This window comes from Pseudomonas sp. TE36184, assembly GCF_054060055.1.
In genome coordinates this window covers 216,288-231,858 of sequence record NZ_JBSSCU010000001.1, presented here as the reverse complement: position 1 = coordinate 231,858, position 15,571 = coordinate 216,288, and the positions used below count along the sequence as shown (strand labels likewise).

At 63.1% G+C, this 15,571-nt stretch carries 13 protein-coding genes; 7 read left to right on the top strand and 6 right to left on the bottom strand.

The window, feature by feature from the left end; all coding sequences use genetic code 11:
* Window positions 1-135: 135 nt before the first annotated feature.
* The 7 genes from ACVWZP_RS01130 (at window position 136) to ACVWZP_RS01100 (ending at window position 7,105) form a co-directional block, all read left to right on the top strand.
* Window positions 136-1,398 carry an OprD family porin gene (locus tag ACVWZP_RS01130; RefSeq protein WP_046382825.1) on the top strand — a complete coding sequence of 421 codons (1,263 nt, stop codon included), beginning with the start codon at window positions 136-138 and terminating at the stop codon, window positions 1,396-1,398.
* Between the two features lie 187 nt (window positions 1,399-1,585).
* On the top strand, window positions 1,586-2,401 hold the full coding sequence (locus tag ACVWZP_RS01125) for an NAD-dependent epimerase/dehydratase family protein (RefSeq protein ID WP_126585764.1): 816 nt from the start codon (window positions 1,586-1,588) through the stop codon (window positions 2,399-2,401).
* A gap of 30 nt (window positions 2,402-2,431) precedes the next feature.
* A complete protein-coding gene (locus ACVWZP_RS01120) occupies window positions 2,432-3,307 on the top strand; it encodes an SMP-30/gluconolactonase/LRE family protein (protein ID WP_426122621.1) in 876 nt (291 codons plus the stop codon).
* A 51-nt stretch (window positions 3,308-3,358) separates the two neighbouring features.
* Window positions 3,359-4,321: a TRAP transporter substrate-binding protein gene (locus ACVWZP_RS01115; protein WP_301556398.1), complete on the top strand. Its 963-nt coding sequence runs from the start codon at window positions 3,359-3,361 to the stop codon at window positions 4,319-4,321.
* A gap of 66 nt (window positions 4,322-4,387) precedes the next feature.
* Window positions 4,388-4,915 (top strand): TRAP transporter small permease, encoded by a 528-nt coding sequence (locus ACVWZP_RS01110; RefSeq protein ID WP_128192681.1) that lies wholly within the window; start codon window positions 4,388-4,390, stop codon window positions 4,913-4,915.
* 1 nt (window position 4,916) lies between these two features.
* The gene (locus tag ACVWZP_RS01105; RefSeq protein WP_046382820.1) at window positions 4,917-6,197 is read left to right on the top strand and encodes a TRAP transporter large permease; all 1,281 of its coding nucleotides are present in this window, start codon (window positions 4,917-4,919) and stop codon (window positions 6,195-6,197) included.
* Complete coding sequence (locus ACVWZP_RS01100; protein WP_457369298.1) at window positions 6,197-7,105, top strand: aldose 1-epimerase; 909 nt, start codon at window positions 6,197-6,199, stop codon at window positions 7,103-7,105. Before ACVWZP_RS01105 ends, ACVWZP_RS01100 begins: the two co-directional genes overlap by 1 nt.
* A 90-nt stretch (window positions 7,106-7,195) precedes the next feature.
* Here the strand turns inward: ACVWZP_RS01100 and ACVWZP_RS01095 are convergent, their stop codons facing one another.
* From ACVWZP_RS01095 to ACVWZP_RS01070, 6 genes are all read right to left on the bottom strand, one after another.
* Window positions 7,196-8,674: a DASS family sodium-coupled anion symporter gene (locus tag ACVWZP_RS01095; RefSeq protein WP_457369297.1), complete on the bottom strand. Its 1,479-nt coding sequence runs from the start codon at window positions 8,672-8,674 to the stop codon at window positions 7,196-7,198.
* Between the two features lie 80 nt (window positions 8,675-8,754).
* Window positions 8,755-10,125, bottom strand: a complete 1,371-nt coding sequence (locus ACVWZP_RS01090; protein ID WP_017847474.1) for an ATP-binding response regulator — start codon at window positions 10,123-10,125, stop codon at window positions 8,755-8,757.
* Window positions 10,109-11,272, bottom strand: coding sequence for an alcohol dehydrogenase-like regulatory protein ErcA (ercA, locus tag ACVWZP_RS01085; protein ID WP_017847475.1), 1,164 nt, complete (start codon window positions 11,270-11,272; stop codon window positions 10,109-10,111). Before ercA ends, ACVWZP_RS01090 begins: the two co-directional genes overlap by 17 nt.
* 127 nt (window positions 11,273-11,399) lie before the next feature.
* Window positions 11,400-11,471, bottom strand: a complete 72-nt coding sequence (gene pqqA / locus ACVWZP_RS01080; RefSeq protein ID WP_010209364.1) for a pyrroloquinoline quinone precursor peptide PqqA — start codon at window positions 11,469-11,471, stop codon at window positions 11,400-11,402.
* A gap of 583 nt (window positions 11,472-12,054) precedes the next feature.
* A complete protein-coding gene (gene exaC / locus ACVWZP_RS01075; protein WP_017847476.1) occupies window positions 12,055-13,575 on the bottom strand; it encodes an acetaldehyde dehydrogenase ExaC in 1,521 nt (506 codons plus the stop codon).
* 121 nt (window positions 13,576-13,696) lie between these two features.
* Window positions 13,697-15,472: a PQQ-dependent methanol/ethanol family dehydrogenase gene (locus tag ACVWZP_RS01070; RefSeq protein ID WP_046382819.1), complete on the bottom strand. Its 1,776-nt coding sequence runs from the start codon at window positions 15,470-15,472 to the stop codon at window positions 13,697-13,699.
* Between the last annotated feature and the right edge of the window lie 99 nt (window positions 15,473-15,571).

Here is a 15,571-nt window from a genome sequence, read left to right as displayed (position 1 = left end):
CACTTCTGCTCAGTGAAGCGTAGTCATCGTATAACTTCTGATTGACAAGCCACAAAAACCCCGCAAATATCGCCCCAATGTTGTACGACGACGTATGACAAATAATAAAAACAACAAACCCAAGGGAGCGTCACTGTGCGTCCATCCGCCCGCAATTCCTCCTCGCGTCTCGGCCTTATCGGCCTCGGCAGCCTGGCTTTCACCCTGCCCCTCATCGCCCAGGCCGAAGGGTTTGTCGACGACGCCAAGGCTACGCTCAACTTACGCAACGCCTACTTCAACCGCAATTTCACCAACCCGTCCAACCCCCAGGCCAAGGCCCAAGAGTGGACGCAGAACTTCATCCTCGACGCCAAATCCGGCTACACCCAGGGCACCGTGGGCTTCGGGATTGATGTGCTGGGCCTGTACTCGCAAAAGCTCGACGGCGGCAAAGGTACCGCTGGCACCCAGTTGCTGCCGGTTCACGACGACGGTCGCCCCGCCGACAACTTCGGGCGCCTGGGCGTGGCGCTGAAAACCAAGCTGTCGAAGACCGAACTGAAAGTCGGCGAATGGATGCCCGTGCTGCCGATTTTGCGTTCCGACGATGGCCGTTCCCTGCCGCAAACCTTCCAGGGCGGCCAGGTCACCTCCAATGAAATCGCCGGCCTGACCCTCTACGGCGGGCAGTTTCGCGGCAACAGCCCGCGCAACGATGCGAGCATGGAAGACATGTTCATGAACGGCAAAGCCGCCTTCACCTCAGACCGCTTCAACTTCGGCGGCGCCGAATACACCTTCAACGACAAGCGCACCCAGGTCGGCCTGTGGTACGCCGAACTGACCGACATCTACCAACAGCAGTACCTCAACCTGACCCACAGCCAGCCGCTGGGCGACTGGACCCTGGGCGCCAACCTCGGCTTCTTCAACGGCAAGGAAGACGGCAGCGCCCTGGCCGGCGACCTCGACAACAAAACCGCATTCGCCCTGCTCTCGGCCAAATACGGCGCTAACACCTTCTACGTCGGCCTGCAGAAACTCAGCGGCGACAGCGCATGGATGCGGGTCAACGGCACCAGCGGCGGCACCCTGGCCAACGACAGCTACAACGCCAGCTACGACAACGCCAAGGAGAAATCCTGGCAACTGCGCCACGACTTCAACTTCGCGGCGCTCGGCGTTCCGGGCCTGACCCTGATGAACCGCTACATCAGCGGCAGTAACGTCCACACCGGCACGATCACCGATGGCAAGGAATGGGGCCGCGAATCGGAACTGGCCTACACGGTGCAGAGCGGTGTCTTGAAGAACCTCAACGTGCGCTGGCGCAATTCGACCATGCGCCGGGACTTCAGCAATAACGAGTTCGATGAGAACCGGGTCTTCGTCAGCTACCCGATTTCGTTGCTTTAAAGATCTAAAACCCGGGCACATCCATTGTGGGAGGGGGCTTGCTCCCGATGACGGTGTATCAGGCAATGTCTCTGTGACTGACCCACAGCCATCGGGGGCAAGCCCCCTCCCACATTGACAAGCGGGGACTCTCTAACAATACTTCGGCATAGTCATACGACAACCTACAACAAAAACTGGAATCCAGATGACCACCACTACCCCAGCGCCCTTCAACCGCCTCCTCCTCACCGGTGCCGCCGGCGGCCTCGGCAAAGTGCTGCGCGAACGCCTGCGGCCGTATGCCCAGGTGCTGCGCCTGTCGGATATCGCCGACATGGCCCCCGCCGGCGCCAATGAAGAAGTGCAGCCCTGCGACCTGTCCGACAAACACGCGGTACACCACCTGGTCGAAGGCGTCGACGCCATCCTGCATTTCGGTGGCGTATCCGTGGAGCGCTCGTTCGAAGAAGTCCTCGGCGCCAATATCTGCGGGATTTTTCACATCTACGAAGCCGCCCGCCGCCATGGCGTCAAGCGCGTGATTTTCGCCAGCTCCAACCATGTGATCGGCTTCTATCAACAGGGCGAGCACCTCGACGCCCACTCGCCGCGTCGCCCGGACAGTTACTACGGGCTGTCCAAGTCCTACGGCGAAGACATGGCCAGCTTCTACTTCGACCGCTACGGCATCGAGACCGTGAGCATCCGCATCGGCTCGTCGTTCCCCGAACCGCAGAACCGCCGGATGATGCACACCTGGCTGAGCTTCGATGACCTGACCCAACTGCTCGAACGCGCGCTGTACACGCCGAACGTCGGCCACACCGTGGTCTACGGCATGTCGGCCAACCTCGACACCTGGTGGGACAACCGCTACGCCGCGCACCTGGGCTTCACCCCCAAAGACAGCTCCGAAGTATTCCGCGCCCAGGTCGAGCGCCAGCCGCCGCTGGCCGCCGACGACCCGGCCAAGGTCTACCAGGGCGGTGCGTTCTGCGCCGCCGGGCCGTTCGGTGACTGACGTCACACTAACCCAAGGGAGTGAGTTGCCATGACCGCTGAATTGATTGTCGACGCCCGCAACGCCGTAGGCGAATGCCCGGTGTGGGTGCCCGAAGAAAACGCCCTGTACTGGGTGGATATTCCCAACGGCGGCCTGCAACGCTGGAGCGCCGCCACCGGCTATATCGACGTGTGGAAAGCCCCGCAGATGCTCGCCTGCATTGCCCGCACCGATGCGGGCAACTGGGTCGCCGGGATGGAAAGCGGCTTCTTCCAGCTCACCGCGCACAACGACGGCAGCCTCGACACCACGCCCCTGGCCGAGGTCGCGCACCCGCGCGCGGACATGCGCCTGAACGATGGGCGCTGCGATCGCCAGGGCCGGTTCTGGGCCGGCAGCATGGTGCGGGACATGAGCGCAAATGCGCCCGCAGGCATCCTCTACCGTTACGCGTCGGGCGCCGCGCCGCATGCGCAGTTGGACGGCTTTATCACCCTCAATGGCTTGGCCTTCAGCCCCGATGGCCGCACGATGTATGTCTCGGACTCGCACCCGCTGGTGCAACAGATCTGGGCTTTCGACTACGACACCGACACCGGCACACCGTCCAACCGCCGCGTGTTTGTCGACATGCAGCCACACCAAGGCCGCCCTGACGGCGCAGCCGTGGATGTCGACGGCGGCTACTGGATCTGCGCCAACGACGCCGGCCTGATCCACCGCTTCACCCCCGACGGTCGCCTGGACCGCTCCCTGCGCGTGCCGGTGAAAAAACCCAGCATGTGCGCCTTTGGCGGCAGTCGCCTGGACACCCTGTTCGTCACCTCGATCCGTGACGACCAGAGCGAGCAGTCGCTGTCCGGCGGCGTATTCGCCCTCAACCCCGGCACGACAGGACTGCCCGAACCCCGCTTCGCCCTCTAGCTGCATCGCTGTGCCTTGAATACAACAATAACAAGACAGGAGTGACCGCTCATGGACTTCAAACGCACCTTGCTCGCCGCCGCAATCTTCACCCTCAGCAGCGCCGCCCACGCGCTGGAAATCAAATTCGCCGACATCCACCCCGCCGGCTACCCCACCGTCGTGGCCGAAGAGAACATGGGCAAGGCCCTCACCCAAGAAAGCAACGGCGAACTGACCTTCAAGTACTTCCCCGGGGGCGTCCTGGGTTCGGAAAAAGAAGTCGTCGAACAAGCCCAGGTCGGCGCGATCCAGATGACCCGGGTCAGCCTCGGCATCGTCGGCCCGGTGGTGCCGGACGTGAACGTGTTCAACCTGCCATTCGTGTTCCGCGACCAGGCGCATATGCGCAAAGTCATCGACGGCGAGATCGGCGATGAAATCCTCGCCAAGATCACCGACTCCGAATTCGGCCTGGTCGCCCTGGCCTGGATGGACGGCGGCACGCGCAACCTCTACAGCAAAAAACCGGTGCGCAAGATCGAAGACCTCAAGGGCATGAAGATTCGCGTGCAGGGCAACCCGCTGTTCATCGATGCCTTCAACGCCATGGGTGCCAACGGTATCGCCATGGACACCGGCGAGATCTTCAGTGCCTTGCAGACCGGGGTGATCGACGGTGCCGAGAACAACCCACCCACCCTGCTGGAACACAACCACTTTCAGAACGCCAAGTACTACACCCTCACCGAGCACCTGATCCTGCCCGAGCCGATCGTGATGTCGAAAATCACCTGGAACAAGCTCACTCCCGCGCAACAGCTCATGGTGAAAAACGCCGCCAAGGCCGCCCAGGCCGATGAGCGTGCGCTGTGGGATAAAAAATCCGCCAGCAGCGAGGAAAAGCTCAAGGCGGCCGGCGTGGAGTTCATCCGCGTCGACAAAAAGCCCTTCTACGACGCCACCGCCGCGGTTCGCGCCAAGTACGGCGCGCCTTACGCCGATATCATCGCGCGCATCGACGCCGTTCAATAACCCGCCCTGCCTCTCGCATAAGGCCCGGCGCGGTCGGCATCGACGCGCCCGGTCACGGTGAACGCCATGAAGAATCTAGTGCTGCGCATCAACGACCGCCTCTACATGACCTGCATCTGGGTCGCCGGCCTCTCGGTCCTCGGGGTCGCGCTGATCATCCCCTGGGGCATCTTCGCCCGCTACATCCTCGGCACCGGCTCCAGCTGGCCGGAGCCCACCGCCATCCTGCTGATGCTGGTGTTCACCTTTATCGGCGCCGCCGCCAGCTACCGCGCCGGGGCGCATATGTCGGTGGCAATGGTCACCGACCGCCTGCCTGCGCGCCAACGCCAGGTCGTCGGCATCCTCTCGCAACTGCTGATGGGCACCATCTGCCTGTTCATGACCATTTGGGGCAGCAAGCTGTGCCTGTCCACCTGGAACCAGTTCATGAGCGCCATCCCCACTCTGCGCGTGGGCATCACCTACATGCCGATCCCGATCGGCGGGTTGCTGACCCTGGTCTTCGTGGCGGAAAAACTCGTGCTCGGTGACCAGAGCAACCGACGGGTCGTGCGCTTCGATCTGGTTGAAGAAAGCGAAGGGGCTGCCTGATATGGACGCGTTGATTCTGTTGGGCAGCTTTGTCGGCTTGATCCTGATCGGCATGCCAGTGGCCTATGCCCTGGGCCTGTCGGCGTTGATCGGCGCGTGGTGGATCGACATTCCGTACCAGGCCCTGATGATTCAGATCGCTGGCGGGGTGAACAAGTTTTCGCTGATGGCGATTCCGTTCTTCGTGCTGGCCGGCGCGATCATGGCCGAGGGCGGCATGTCGCGGCGGCTGGTGGCGTTCGCCGGGGTGCTGGTGGGTTTTGTGCGCGGCGGCTTGTCCCTGGTGAACATCATGGCCTCGACGTTTTTCGGTGCGATCTCCGGCTCCTCGGTGGCCGACACCGCCTCGGTCGGCTCGGTGCTGATCCCGGAAATGGAACGCCGTGGCTACCCCCGGGAGTTCGCCACGGCGGTGACCATCAGCGGTTCGGTGCAAGCACTGTTGACCCCGCCCAGCCACAACTCGGTGCTCTACTCCCTGGCGGCGGGCGGCACGGTGTCGATCGCCTCGCTGTTCATGGCCGGCGTGGTCCCGGGCCTGCTGATGAGCGCGTGCCTGATGGTACTGTGCCTGATCTTCGCGAAGAAGCGCGACTACCCCAAGGGCGAAGTCATCCCGCTCAAGCAAGCGCTGAAAATCTGCGCCGACGCACTGTGGGGCCTGATGGCCATGGTGATTATCCTCGGCGGCATCCTGTCGGGCATCTTCACCGCCACCGAGTCCGCTGCGATCGCGGTGCTGTGGGCATTCTTCGTGACCATGTTCATCTACCGCGACTACAAATGGAACGAGCTGCCCAAGCTGATGCACCGCACGGTACGCACCATTTCCATCGTGATGATCCTGATCGCCTTCGCGGCCAGCTTCGGCTACATCATGACCCTGATGCAGATCCCGGCGAAGATCACCACGCTGTTTCTGACCCTGTCGGACAACCGCTACGTGATCCTGATGTGCATCAACGTCATGCTGCTGTTGCTCGGCACGGTGATGGACATGGCGCCGCTGATTTTGATCCTCACGCCGATCCTGCTGCCGGTGGTGCTCGGCATCGGCGTCGACCCGGTTCACTTCGGCATGATCATGCTGGTCAACCTCGGCATCGGCCTGATCACTCCACCGGTCGGCGCGGTGCTGTTCGTGGGGGCGGCGGTGGGCAAGGTGAGTATCGAGAACACCGTGAAGGCGCTGCTGCCGTTCTATGGCGTGCTGTTTTTGGTGCTGATCGCGGTGACTTACATTCCGGCGTTATCGCTGTGGCTGCCAGGGCTGGTGCTGTGATGCTGATTGAACTGGAAGATCACCTGACCCACCTCACCCTCGCCCCGGCCGTGGGCGGCAGCATCGTCAACTGGCGCGTGCGCGCCAGCGGCCAGCCCCTGCTGCGGCCTAGCGATCAAGCGGCGCTGGGCAGCGGCCTGCCCGGCAAACTGGCCTGCTATCCCCTCGCGCCGTGGTCCAATCGCATTGCCAACGGCGGTTTCGACACGCCCGCCGGCTGGCTGGCACTCACGCCCAACAGCGCGACCGATCCGCTGCCGATTCACGGTTCGGCCTGGCAACAGGCGTGGCGCGTGGTCAGCCAGTCGGCGGATGAAGTGCTGCTTGCGCTGGAATGCGCCACGCCGTTCGCCTATCGCGCCGAGCAGCGGTTTGGGTTGAGCAACGGCGTGTTGAGTATCGGGCTGAGCGTGACGCATCTGGCCGAAGCCGCCGCGTGGCACGGTTTGGGCTTGCATCCTTACTTCCCGCGCCGGGCGGGTACGCGGTTGCAGGCCAAGGCTGGGCAGGTATGGATGAGTGATGCGTCCAAGCTGCCGACGGCGCTGGCACCCGTACACGCCGATTGGGATTTCCAACAGCTCAAGGGATTGCCCCAAGCGTTGGTCGACAACGGTTTTTGCCAATGGGACGGGCATTGCCGGATCGAACAGCCGGAGTTGGGTTACACCCTGGAATGCCAGGCCACCGGCGCCGATTACTTTTTGCTGTACTGCCCGCCGGGGCTGGGGTTCTTCTGCATCGAGCCGGTGAGCCATCCGGTGAATGCCCATCACTTGCCGGGCAGGCCGGGCCTGAAACTGCTGGAGCACAACCAGTCGACCCAACTCAATTTCACCCTGAAATACATTCCAACTGTGGGAGGGGGCTTGCCCCCGATGGCAGTGTGTCAGCCACTACATGCATGACTGACCCACTGCCATCGGGGGCAAGCCCCCTCCCACATTGGATCTCCTTTGTATTGGCGACCCCATGTGTATTGGAGACCACACGCCCTATCAGATCCAGCCAAGCCAGCTCCAGTAGGTCGCCGCAAACACCAACATCAACAAGTAACCCATCAGCGTCACCAACACCCCCACCTTGGCAAACTGCCGCGCCGTGAATGTCCCGGTCCCCAGGCACACCATGTTCTGCGGCGCATTGATCGGCAGGATAAACCCGTAGCTCACCACAAACCCCAACAGCATGGTCATCCCCAACCGGTTGAACTCCCCCGGCAAGGTCTGCAACACCGCAATCAGGATCGGCAACAACGCCGAGGTCAACGCCGTCGCACTGGCGAACCCCAAGTGGATCACGATCAAAAACGCCCCGAGGATGGCAAACACGCCCAGCGGCCCGACCTGGTCCAGCCCGGTATGCGCCACCACTTGCGAACCCAGCCACTGCCCGGCCTGGGTGGTCAGCAACGCCGTGCCGAGGCTGATGCCGACGCCAAACACAATCACCGTGCCCCACGGAATCCGCGACTGCACATCCTTCCAGGTCATCACGCCGATCCCCGGCAACAGCAGGAACACCAGCCCGGCGTAGGTGGTCGAGGTGGTGTCGAAATTGTGCAGGCGCCCTTCGGTAGCCCACGCCAACAGCAACAGCACCGACACGGTGAGCAAGCGTTTTTGCGGGCCGGTCATTGGGCCGATGTCCACCAGCGACTGGGCCACGGCTTCTTTGCCGCCGGGGATGCTGTCGCTTTCCGGCGGCAGCAGTTTGATCACCAGGAACAGCAACACCGCCGACATGATCAGCGCCCACGGCGCGCCGGCGATCAGCCAGTCGATCCACGACACGCGCTGGCCGAGCATCTTGTCCATGAACCCGACGGTCAGCAGGTTCTGCGCGGCGGCAGTCTGGATGCCGACGTTCCAGATGCTGGTGCCCTGGGCCACCACGATCATCAGGCCGGCGGCGATGTTGGAGCGTTTATCGACGCCAAACGCCGCCACCACGCCCATCATGATCGGCACCACGCAGGCACTGCGCGCGGTGGCGCTGGGTACGACGAGGCTCAGGAGAATAGTCACCGCGATCGCCCCCAGCAGAATGCCGCGGGTGCTGGTGCCGACCCGGGTCAGCGTGACCAAGGCGATGCGCCGATCCAGGCCGGTGTGGGTCATGGCGGCGGCGATGAACAACGCCCCCGCCACCAGGGCCAGCGCCGGGTTGGAGAAGCCGGTCAGCGCCATGCCGATGGCCGGGCTGGAGCCGATCAGGTGCGCGGGGTCTTGCAGCGACGGCGCGGTGCCGAGCAAGAACGCCATGAGCGAGGTGATCATGATCGCGCTGGCCTCATAGGACACCGCCTCGCTGATCCACACCACCACCGCAAACGCGAGGATCGCCAGCATGCGATGCCCGGCCACCGGCAAATCCGCGGGCAGCGGTAACAGCAGCACCCCGACCATCACCAGTACAGCGACGACCAGGCCCAAGGGCAACTTGAATGATGCAGCGGTTGTTGCGGGGGCGCTCATGGGGGAGTCTCCGTCGGCGTCAAATCAGGCTGGGAGCATGGCGCAAAATGCCGCACGCGGTGTTGACAGGTATCAAACCTCTAGGCCAATAACTGACTCAACACCGCCCGCAACTTCCCGGGCTTGACCGGTTTGTTCAACAACGGTGCGTCCAGCCGCCGCAGGATGCGCCGGCACTGGTCGGTGCGGTCGGCGCTGATGATCACCGCGGGAATCGTCTGGGCAAAATGCTCGCGCAGGTACTTGACCACCTCACAGCCCACCACGCCGTGGTCCAGGTGATAGTCCGCCAGGATCAGTTCCGGCGCCCTGCCCTGCAATGCCAGCAACGCGCCGGCCTGGTCGGTGGCCGTGACCACCTCGCAGCCCCACTGCCCGAGCAGCGCGCTCATGCTTTCGAGGATGCTGACTTCGTTGTCCAGCACCAGCAAACGCCGCCCCGGCAGCGGGTTGCCGGTGGTCGGTTGCGTGGGCAGTTGGCTGATGGCCAACGGCATTTCTTCGCTGATCGGCACTTCGAGGCTGAACATCGACCCGCGTCCCGGCCACGAGCGCACCGCCACCGGGTAACCGAGGATCTCAGCGATCCGCTCGACAATCGCCAGCCCCAGGCCCACGCCCTTGCGGTCCGAGGCGCGGCCGACGTCCAGTTGGTTGAATTCGAGGAAGATCGCGTCGAGCCGGTCGGCCGGGATACCGCGTCCGGTGTCCCACACTTCCAGGCGCAGGTGATCGCCGCGACGACGGGCGCCGAGCAGGATGCAGCCGTCGTCGGTGTAGCGGCAGGCGTTGCTGAGGAAATTGCGCAAAATCCGCGTCACCAGGCGCAGGTCGGTCCGGATCGCGTAATGGCCGGTGTGTGCGCGCAGATTCAGTCCGGCGGCCAGGGCGACGGACTGGAATTCGGAGACCAGCGGCGCAAACAACTCATCCAGGCGATACAGCGCCACGTCCGGCTTGACCGCTGCCTGGTCGAGCCGCGAGATATCGAGCAAGTCGGTGAGCAAATCCTCGGCACCTTCCAGGGCCTGGTGCGTGCGCTCCACCAGCACCTGTTCGACGCTCGGCAACGACCGTTCGCGCAGGGTGGCGATCAACAGCCGCGCGGCGTTGAGCGGCTGCAACAGGTCATGGCTGGCGGCGGCGAGGTACTTGTCCTTGCTGCGGTTGGCGGCCTCGGCGGCGTCGCGGGCGTCGCGCAGCTCCTGTTCGACCTGTTCGCGCTGGGCGACCTGCTGTTGCAGGTTGCGGTTGGCTTCGAGCAGTTCATCGGTGCGCGCCGCCACCCGCTGCTCCAGCTCATCGTTGAGGCGGATGTAGCGGTTGCGCTCGGCCTCCAGCTCATCGAGGCGGGCCGTGAGTTCCGGGTAGTGGCTCTTGCGCGCCGACTGGTCGCCCAGCCCCAGCAGCCCGGCCAGGGCGCGCTGCTGGTCGTCAGAGAGCTTCGCCATAGACGACCTCGACGTCACGCTGGCTCGATTCGCGGGGGTTGGTGAGGATGCACGGGTCGTGCATGGCATGCTGGGACAGAAACGGAATGTCCGCCACCCGCACGCCATGCAGGCCGAGGGTTTCGTGGAAGCCGATGGCACGCTTCAGCGCGATCAGATGCTCGACCAGCCGCCCGCGGATCTGCGGATGAGTCAGGCCGCGGCAGTCGATGCCGAACGTCTCGGCAATCACCTTGAAGCGCTCCGGCGCCGAGTTGTAGTTGAACGCCACCACATGCTCCACCAGCACCGCGTTGCACAGGCCGTGAGGCAGGTCGAGGAAGCCGCCGAGGCTGTGGGACATGGCATGCACCGCGCCGAGGATCGCATTGGAGAACGCCAGCCCCGCCTGCATGCTGCCGAGCATGATCTTCTCACGCAGGGCGATGTCCGCCGGGTTGGCGATCATCTGCACCAGGTTGCCGTTGATCAGGCGCATGGCTTCCAGCGCGTGGGGGTCGGTCAGCGGGCCGTGGCCGGTGGAGACGAACGCCTCGATCGCATGCACCAGCGCATCGATGCCGGTGCAGGCGGACAGGAACGGGTCCATGCTCGCCGTGGTTTCCGGGTCGATCAGCGACACGTCCGGCACCACCGCCTTGCTGACAATGGAGAACTTCATGCGCTCCTGCTGGTTGGAAATGATCACGAACTGCGAGACATCCGCCGAAGTGCCGGCGGTGGTGGGGATCAGGATCAGCGGGGGGCTGGGCACGCGAATGGTGTCCACGCCTTCGAATTCGAGGATGTTGCGCCCATGGGCGACCACGATGCCGATGGCCTTGCCGCAGTCCATCGGGCTGCCGCCGCCGATGGCCACGATCACGTCGCAATGGTTGTCGCGGTACACCTCGGCACCGAGCATGACTTCTTCGACGCGGGGGTTGGGTGAGACGCCGCTGTACAGGCAGTAATCGATGCCGATGGCCTGCAGGCTGGCTTCCACGTCGGCGACCCAGCCGGCGGCGATCACACCGGGGTCGCTGACCACCAGCACTTTGCGCGCACCGAAGGTCTTGGCGTAATTACCGACGTTGTGCCGGCAGCCGGCACCAAAGATGATTTCAGGCGAAACGAACTTACGCAGAAGGCTGAGATTTGGGCTCATTGGAAAGCCTGTTTTTATTATTTTTGAGAGATGCGCTCCACACTAACCCATCCGCGCGCGAATGCAATCAGACCAAAGAGTCATTCCCCAAACGACCCCGGCCAGCGCGAGGCTGGCCGGGGGTGAATCAGCGGCTGGCGAAGTACATGGTCACTTCAAAGCCGATACGCAGGTCGGTAAACGCGGGTTTAGTCCACATGGGGCGATCCTCTTGTTGTGCCGGAAGATTCCGGTAATGGCATTAATGCATGGGGGGATGGGGGTGCGAATGCTACTTTCGAACGAGCCTGAAGCATGCCTTGGTAGCAGATGTACACCGATCAAAAATGTGGGAGGGGGATTGCTCCCGATGGCAGTGGGTCAGCCAATACATGCATAACTGAGCCACCGCTATCGGGGGCAAGCCCCCTCCCACAGTTGGTTGCATTTCAAGTCGGGGTTAGGAGAGGCCCAGGGGCTTGGTCGGCAGGTAGTGATCCAACAGGCAAAGCTCTCTTGCTGTGCCGGAACGGGTGTACGCCGATCAACATGTGGGAGGGGGCTTGCCCCCTCCCACATTGGGTTGCATTTCAAGTCGGGGTTAGAAGAGGCCCAGGGGGTTGGTCTGCGGGTAGTGGTCCAACAGGCAAAGCCCTCTTGCTGTGCCGGAACGGGTGTACGCCGATCAAAATGTGGGAGGGGGCTTGCCCCCGATGGCAGTGGGTCAGCCAATACATACCTGACTGAGCCATCGCTATCGGGGGCAAGCCCCCTCCCACATTGGGTTGCATTTCAAGTCGGGGTTAGAAGAAGCCCAGTGGGTTGATGTCGTAACTCACCAGCAGGTTCTTGGTCTGTTGGTAGTGATCCAACATCATCTTGTGGTTCTCACGCCCCACGCCGGACTTTTTGTAGCCGCCAAACGCGGCGTGCGCCGGGTACAGGTGGTAGCAGTTGGTCCACACGCGGCCGGCCTTGATCGCCCGGCCCATGCGGTAGGCGCGGTTGATGTCGCGGGTCCACAGGCCGGCACCCAGGCCGAACTCGCTGTCGTTGGCAATGGCCAGGGCTTCGGCTTCGTCCTTGAAGGTGGTGATACCCACCACCGGGCCGAAGATTTCTTCCTGGAACACGCGCATTTTGTTATGGCCCTTGAGCAGGGTCGGCTGGATGTAGTAACCGCTGGACAGGTCACCCTCCAAACGCTCGGCCGCGCCGCCGGTGAGCAGTTCGGCGCCCTCTTCCTGGGCGATTTTGAGGTAGGACAGGATCTTGTCGTATTGCTGCTCGGACGCCTGGGCGCCGACCATGGTTTCGGTGTCCAGCGGGTTGCCGCGCTTGATCTTGACGATCTTTTTCATCACCACTTTCATGAAGTCGTCGTAGATCGACTCCTGCACCAGCGCCCGCGACGGGCAGGTACACACTTCGCCCTGGTTGAAGAACGCCAGCACCAGGCCTTCGGCGGCTTTCTCGATGAACTGCGGCTCTGCATTCATGATGTCTTCGAAGAAGATGTTCGGCGACTTGCCGCCCAGCTCCACGGTCGACGGAATGATGTTCTCGGCCGCGCAATGCATGATGTGCGCGCCGATTGGGGTAGAGCCGGTAAAGGCGATCTTGGCGATGCGCTTGCTGGTGGCCAGCGCTTCGCCGGCTTCACGGCCAAAGCCCTGGACGATGTTCAGCACGCCCGCGGGCAGCAGGTCGTTGATCAGCTCGGCAAACACCATGATCGACAGCGGCGTCTGCTCGGCAGGCTTGAGCACGATGCAGTTGCCGGCGGCCAGGGCCGGGGCGAGTTTCCAGGCGGCCATCAGCAGTGGGAAGTTCCACGGAATGATCTGCCCGACCACGCCCAGCGGCTCGTGGAAGTGGTAGGCGGCGGTGTGTTCGTTGATCTCGGCGGCGCCGCCTTCCTGGGCGCGGATGCAGCCGGCGAAGTAACGGAAGTGGTCGGCGGCCAGCGGCACGTCGGCGTTGAGGGTTTCACGCACGGCTTTGCCGTTGTCCCAGCTTTCGGTGACGGCCAGCACTTCGAGGTTCTGTTCGATGCGGTCGGCGATTTTCAGCAGCACCAGGGCGCGATCCTGGGCCGAGGTCTTGCCCCAGGCGTCGGCGGCGGCGTGGGCCGCGTCGAGGGCCTTGTCGATGTCGGCGGCGTTGGAACGCGGGAATTCGGCGATCACTTCACCGGTCACCGGCGAGGTGTTGGTGAAGTATTCACCGCTGATCGGCGCAACGAATTCGCCGCCGATGAAGTTGCCGTAGCGTGACTTGAAGCTGACGATGGCGCCAGGGGTGCCAGGTTGTGCGTAGATCATGTTAAAGCCTCTGTCTGGGTCCGGGCCTGTCGGTCAACAGGCGATGACCCGATAGTAAAGAGCCCCCGCTGCCGGGCGAATGCGCCGTTGGCAGGAGGGCTCTTGTCATTTGGTCGTAGATTCAGTGTTTGGCGACCAGTTCTTTAGGCAATTTGAAGGTCCAGAGCATGCCGCCCTGGTTGAAGTCCTTGATGCGTTTGGCCACTTCACCGCCCCACAACGGCACCGCGCCGCCCCAGCCGGAGAGCACCGAGACGTACTGTTCGCCGTCCATTTCCCAGGTCACAGGCGAGCCGAGCACGCCGGAGCCGGTCTGGAATTCCCAGACCTTCTCGCCGGTCTTGGCGTTGAACGCCTGCAGGAAGCCTTCCGGCGTACCGGTGAACACCAGGTTGCCCTTGGTGGTCAGGACCCCGCCCCACAGCGGCGCGAAGTTCTTGTGGCGCCAGACTTCCTTGCCGGTTTTCGGGTCGATGGCGCGCAGCACGCCGATGTAGTCTTCGTTCAGCGGCTTGATGGTGAAGCCCGCACCGAGGAACGCCGCACCTTTTTTGTAGGTGATGCCTTCGTTCCACATGTCCATGCCCCATTCGTTGGACGGCACGTAGAACAACCCGGTATCGCGGTTATAGGCCATCGGCATCCAGTTTTTCGCGCCGAGGAACGCCGGGGCGACGAACACCGAGGTGCCCTTGGCTTCGCTGCCTGGCGCGCCTGGGCGGCTGGCTTCGTTGTAGATCGGCCGACCGTCTTTATCCAGGCCGGTGGCCCAGGTGATCTTGTCGACGAACGGGAAGCCGCGGATGAACTTGCCGTTGGTGCGGTCGAGTACGTAGAAGAAACCGTTACGGTCGGCAGTGGCCGCCGCTTTGATCTCTTTGCCGCCTTCGGTGTAGTTGAAGGAGACCAGTTCGTTCACGCCGTCGTAGTCCCAGCCGTCATGGGGCGTGGTCTGGAAGTGCCACTTGATGGTGCCGTCATCCGGGTTCAGCGCCAGACGCGAGGACGAGTAGAGGTTGTCGCCAGGGCGCAAGTGCGAGTTCCACGGCGCCGGGTTGCCGGTGCCGAACAGCAGCAGGTTGGTTTCCGGGTCGTAGTAGCCGCCCAGCCACGGTGCCGCGCCGCCGGTTTTCCACAAGTCGCCAGGCCAGGTCTTGCCCGCCTCGCCGCCGGAAATGCCGTTTTCCACGGCTTTACCGTCCTTGTAGACGTAGCCCATGTGACCTTCGACAGTCGGACGGGTCCACAGCAGGTCACCGTTTTTCGGGTCGTAGGCTTCGATCTTGCCCACCACGCCGAATTCGCCGCCGGCCACGCCGGTAATCAGCTTGCCGTTGATCACCAGGGGCGCGGCGCTGATCGAGTAGCCTTCTTTGTGGTCGGCGACTTTCTTGCTCCACACCACTTTGCCGGTGTCTTTGTTCAGGGCCACCAGCTTGGCGTCGAGGGTGCCGAAGAACACCAGGTCGCCGTACAGCGCCACGCCGCGGTTGATCACGTCACAGCACGGGCGGATGTCATCGGGCAGACGCGCATCGTACTGCCAGAGCTTCTTGCCGGTGCGTGCATCCACCGCGAACACCCGCGAGTAGGACCCGGTGAGGTACATCACCCCGTCCTTGATCATCGGCTGCGCCTGCTGGCCGCGCTGTTTCTCGCCGCCAAAGGAGAACGCCCAGACCGGGCGCAGGTCCTTGACGTTGTCCACATTCAGGGTATCGAGCGGGCTATAGCGCTGGCCTTGGACGCCCAGACCGTTGGTGACGATCTGCCCGGGGTTTTTCGGGTCCTGGAGAATCTCCTGATCGGTCACGGCCGCCATGGCCTGGCCGGATAACAGAATGGCACCGAGCAACACACTCAAGGCGAAGGGTTGGCGGCGTGCGGGTTGGGTCATGACGGCTACCTCTGCGGTTTTTTGTTATACCCGGGAAATTTTCCCGGTCTGGTACAGATTCTTGGGCGCAGGGGCGGTTGTCACAATTGACCGCAGTAT

What these genes read in the sequence shown, in the direction of transcription:
- ACVWZP_RS01125 (WP_126585764.1), top strand. Translation starts at nt 1,586, where the DNA reads ATGACCACCACTACCCCAGCGCCCTTCAACCGCCTCCTCCTCACCGGT.
- ACVWZP_RS01120 (WP_426122621.1), top strand. Translation starts at nt 2,432, where the DNA reads ATGACCGCTGAATTGATTGTCGACGCCCGCAACGCCGTAGGCGAATGC.
- ACVWZP_RS01115 (WP_301556398.1), top strand. Translation starts at nt 3,359, where the DNA reads ATGGACTTCAAACGCACCTTGCTCGCCGCCGCAATCTTCACCCTCAGC.
- ACVWZP_RS01110 (WP_128192681.1), top strand. Translation starts at nt 4,388, where the DNA reads ATGAAGAATCTAGTGCTGCGCATCAACGACCGCCTCTACATGACCTGC.
- ACVWZP_RS01105 (WP_046382820.1), top strand. Translation starts at nt 4,917, where the DNA reads ATGGACGCGTTGATTCTGTTGGGCAGCTTTGTCGGCTTGATCCTGATC.
- ACVWZP_RS01100 (WP_457369298.1), top strand. Translation starts at nt 6,197, where the DNA reads ATGCTGATTGAACTGGAAGATCACCTGACCCACCTCACCCTCGCCCCG.
- ACVWZP_RS01095 (WP_457369297.1), bottom strand. Translation starts at nt 8,674, where the DNA reads ATGAGCGCCCCCGCAACAACCGCTGCATCATTCAAGTTGCCCTTGGGC.
- ACVWZP_RS01090 (WP_017847474.1), bottom strand. Translation starts at nt 10,125, where the DNA reads ATGGCGAAGCTCTCTGACGACCAGCAGCGCGCCCTGGCCGGGCTGCTG.
- ercA (WP_017847475.1), bottom strand. Translation starts at nt 11,272, where the DNA reads ATGAGCCCAAATCTCAGCCTTCTGCGTAAGTTCGTTTCGCCTGAAATC.
- exaC (WP_017847476.1), bottom strand. Translation starts at nt 13,575, where the DNA reads ATGATCTACGCACAACCTGGCACCCCTGGCGCCATCGTCAGCTTCAAG.
- ACVWZP_RS01070 (WP_046382819.1), bottom strand. Translation starts at nt 15,472, where the DNA reads ATGACCCAACCCGCACGCCGCCAACCCTTCGCCTTGAGTGTGTTGCTC.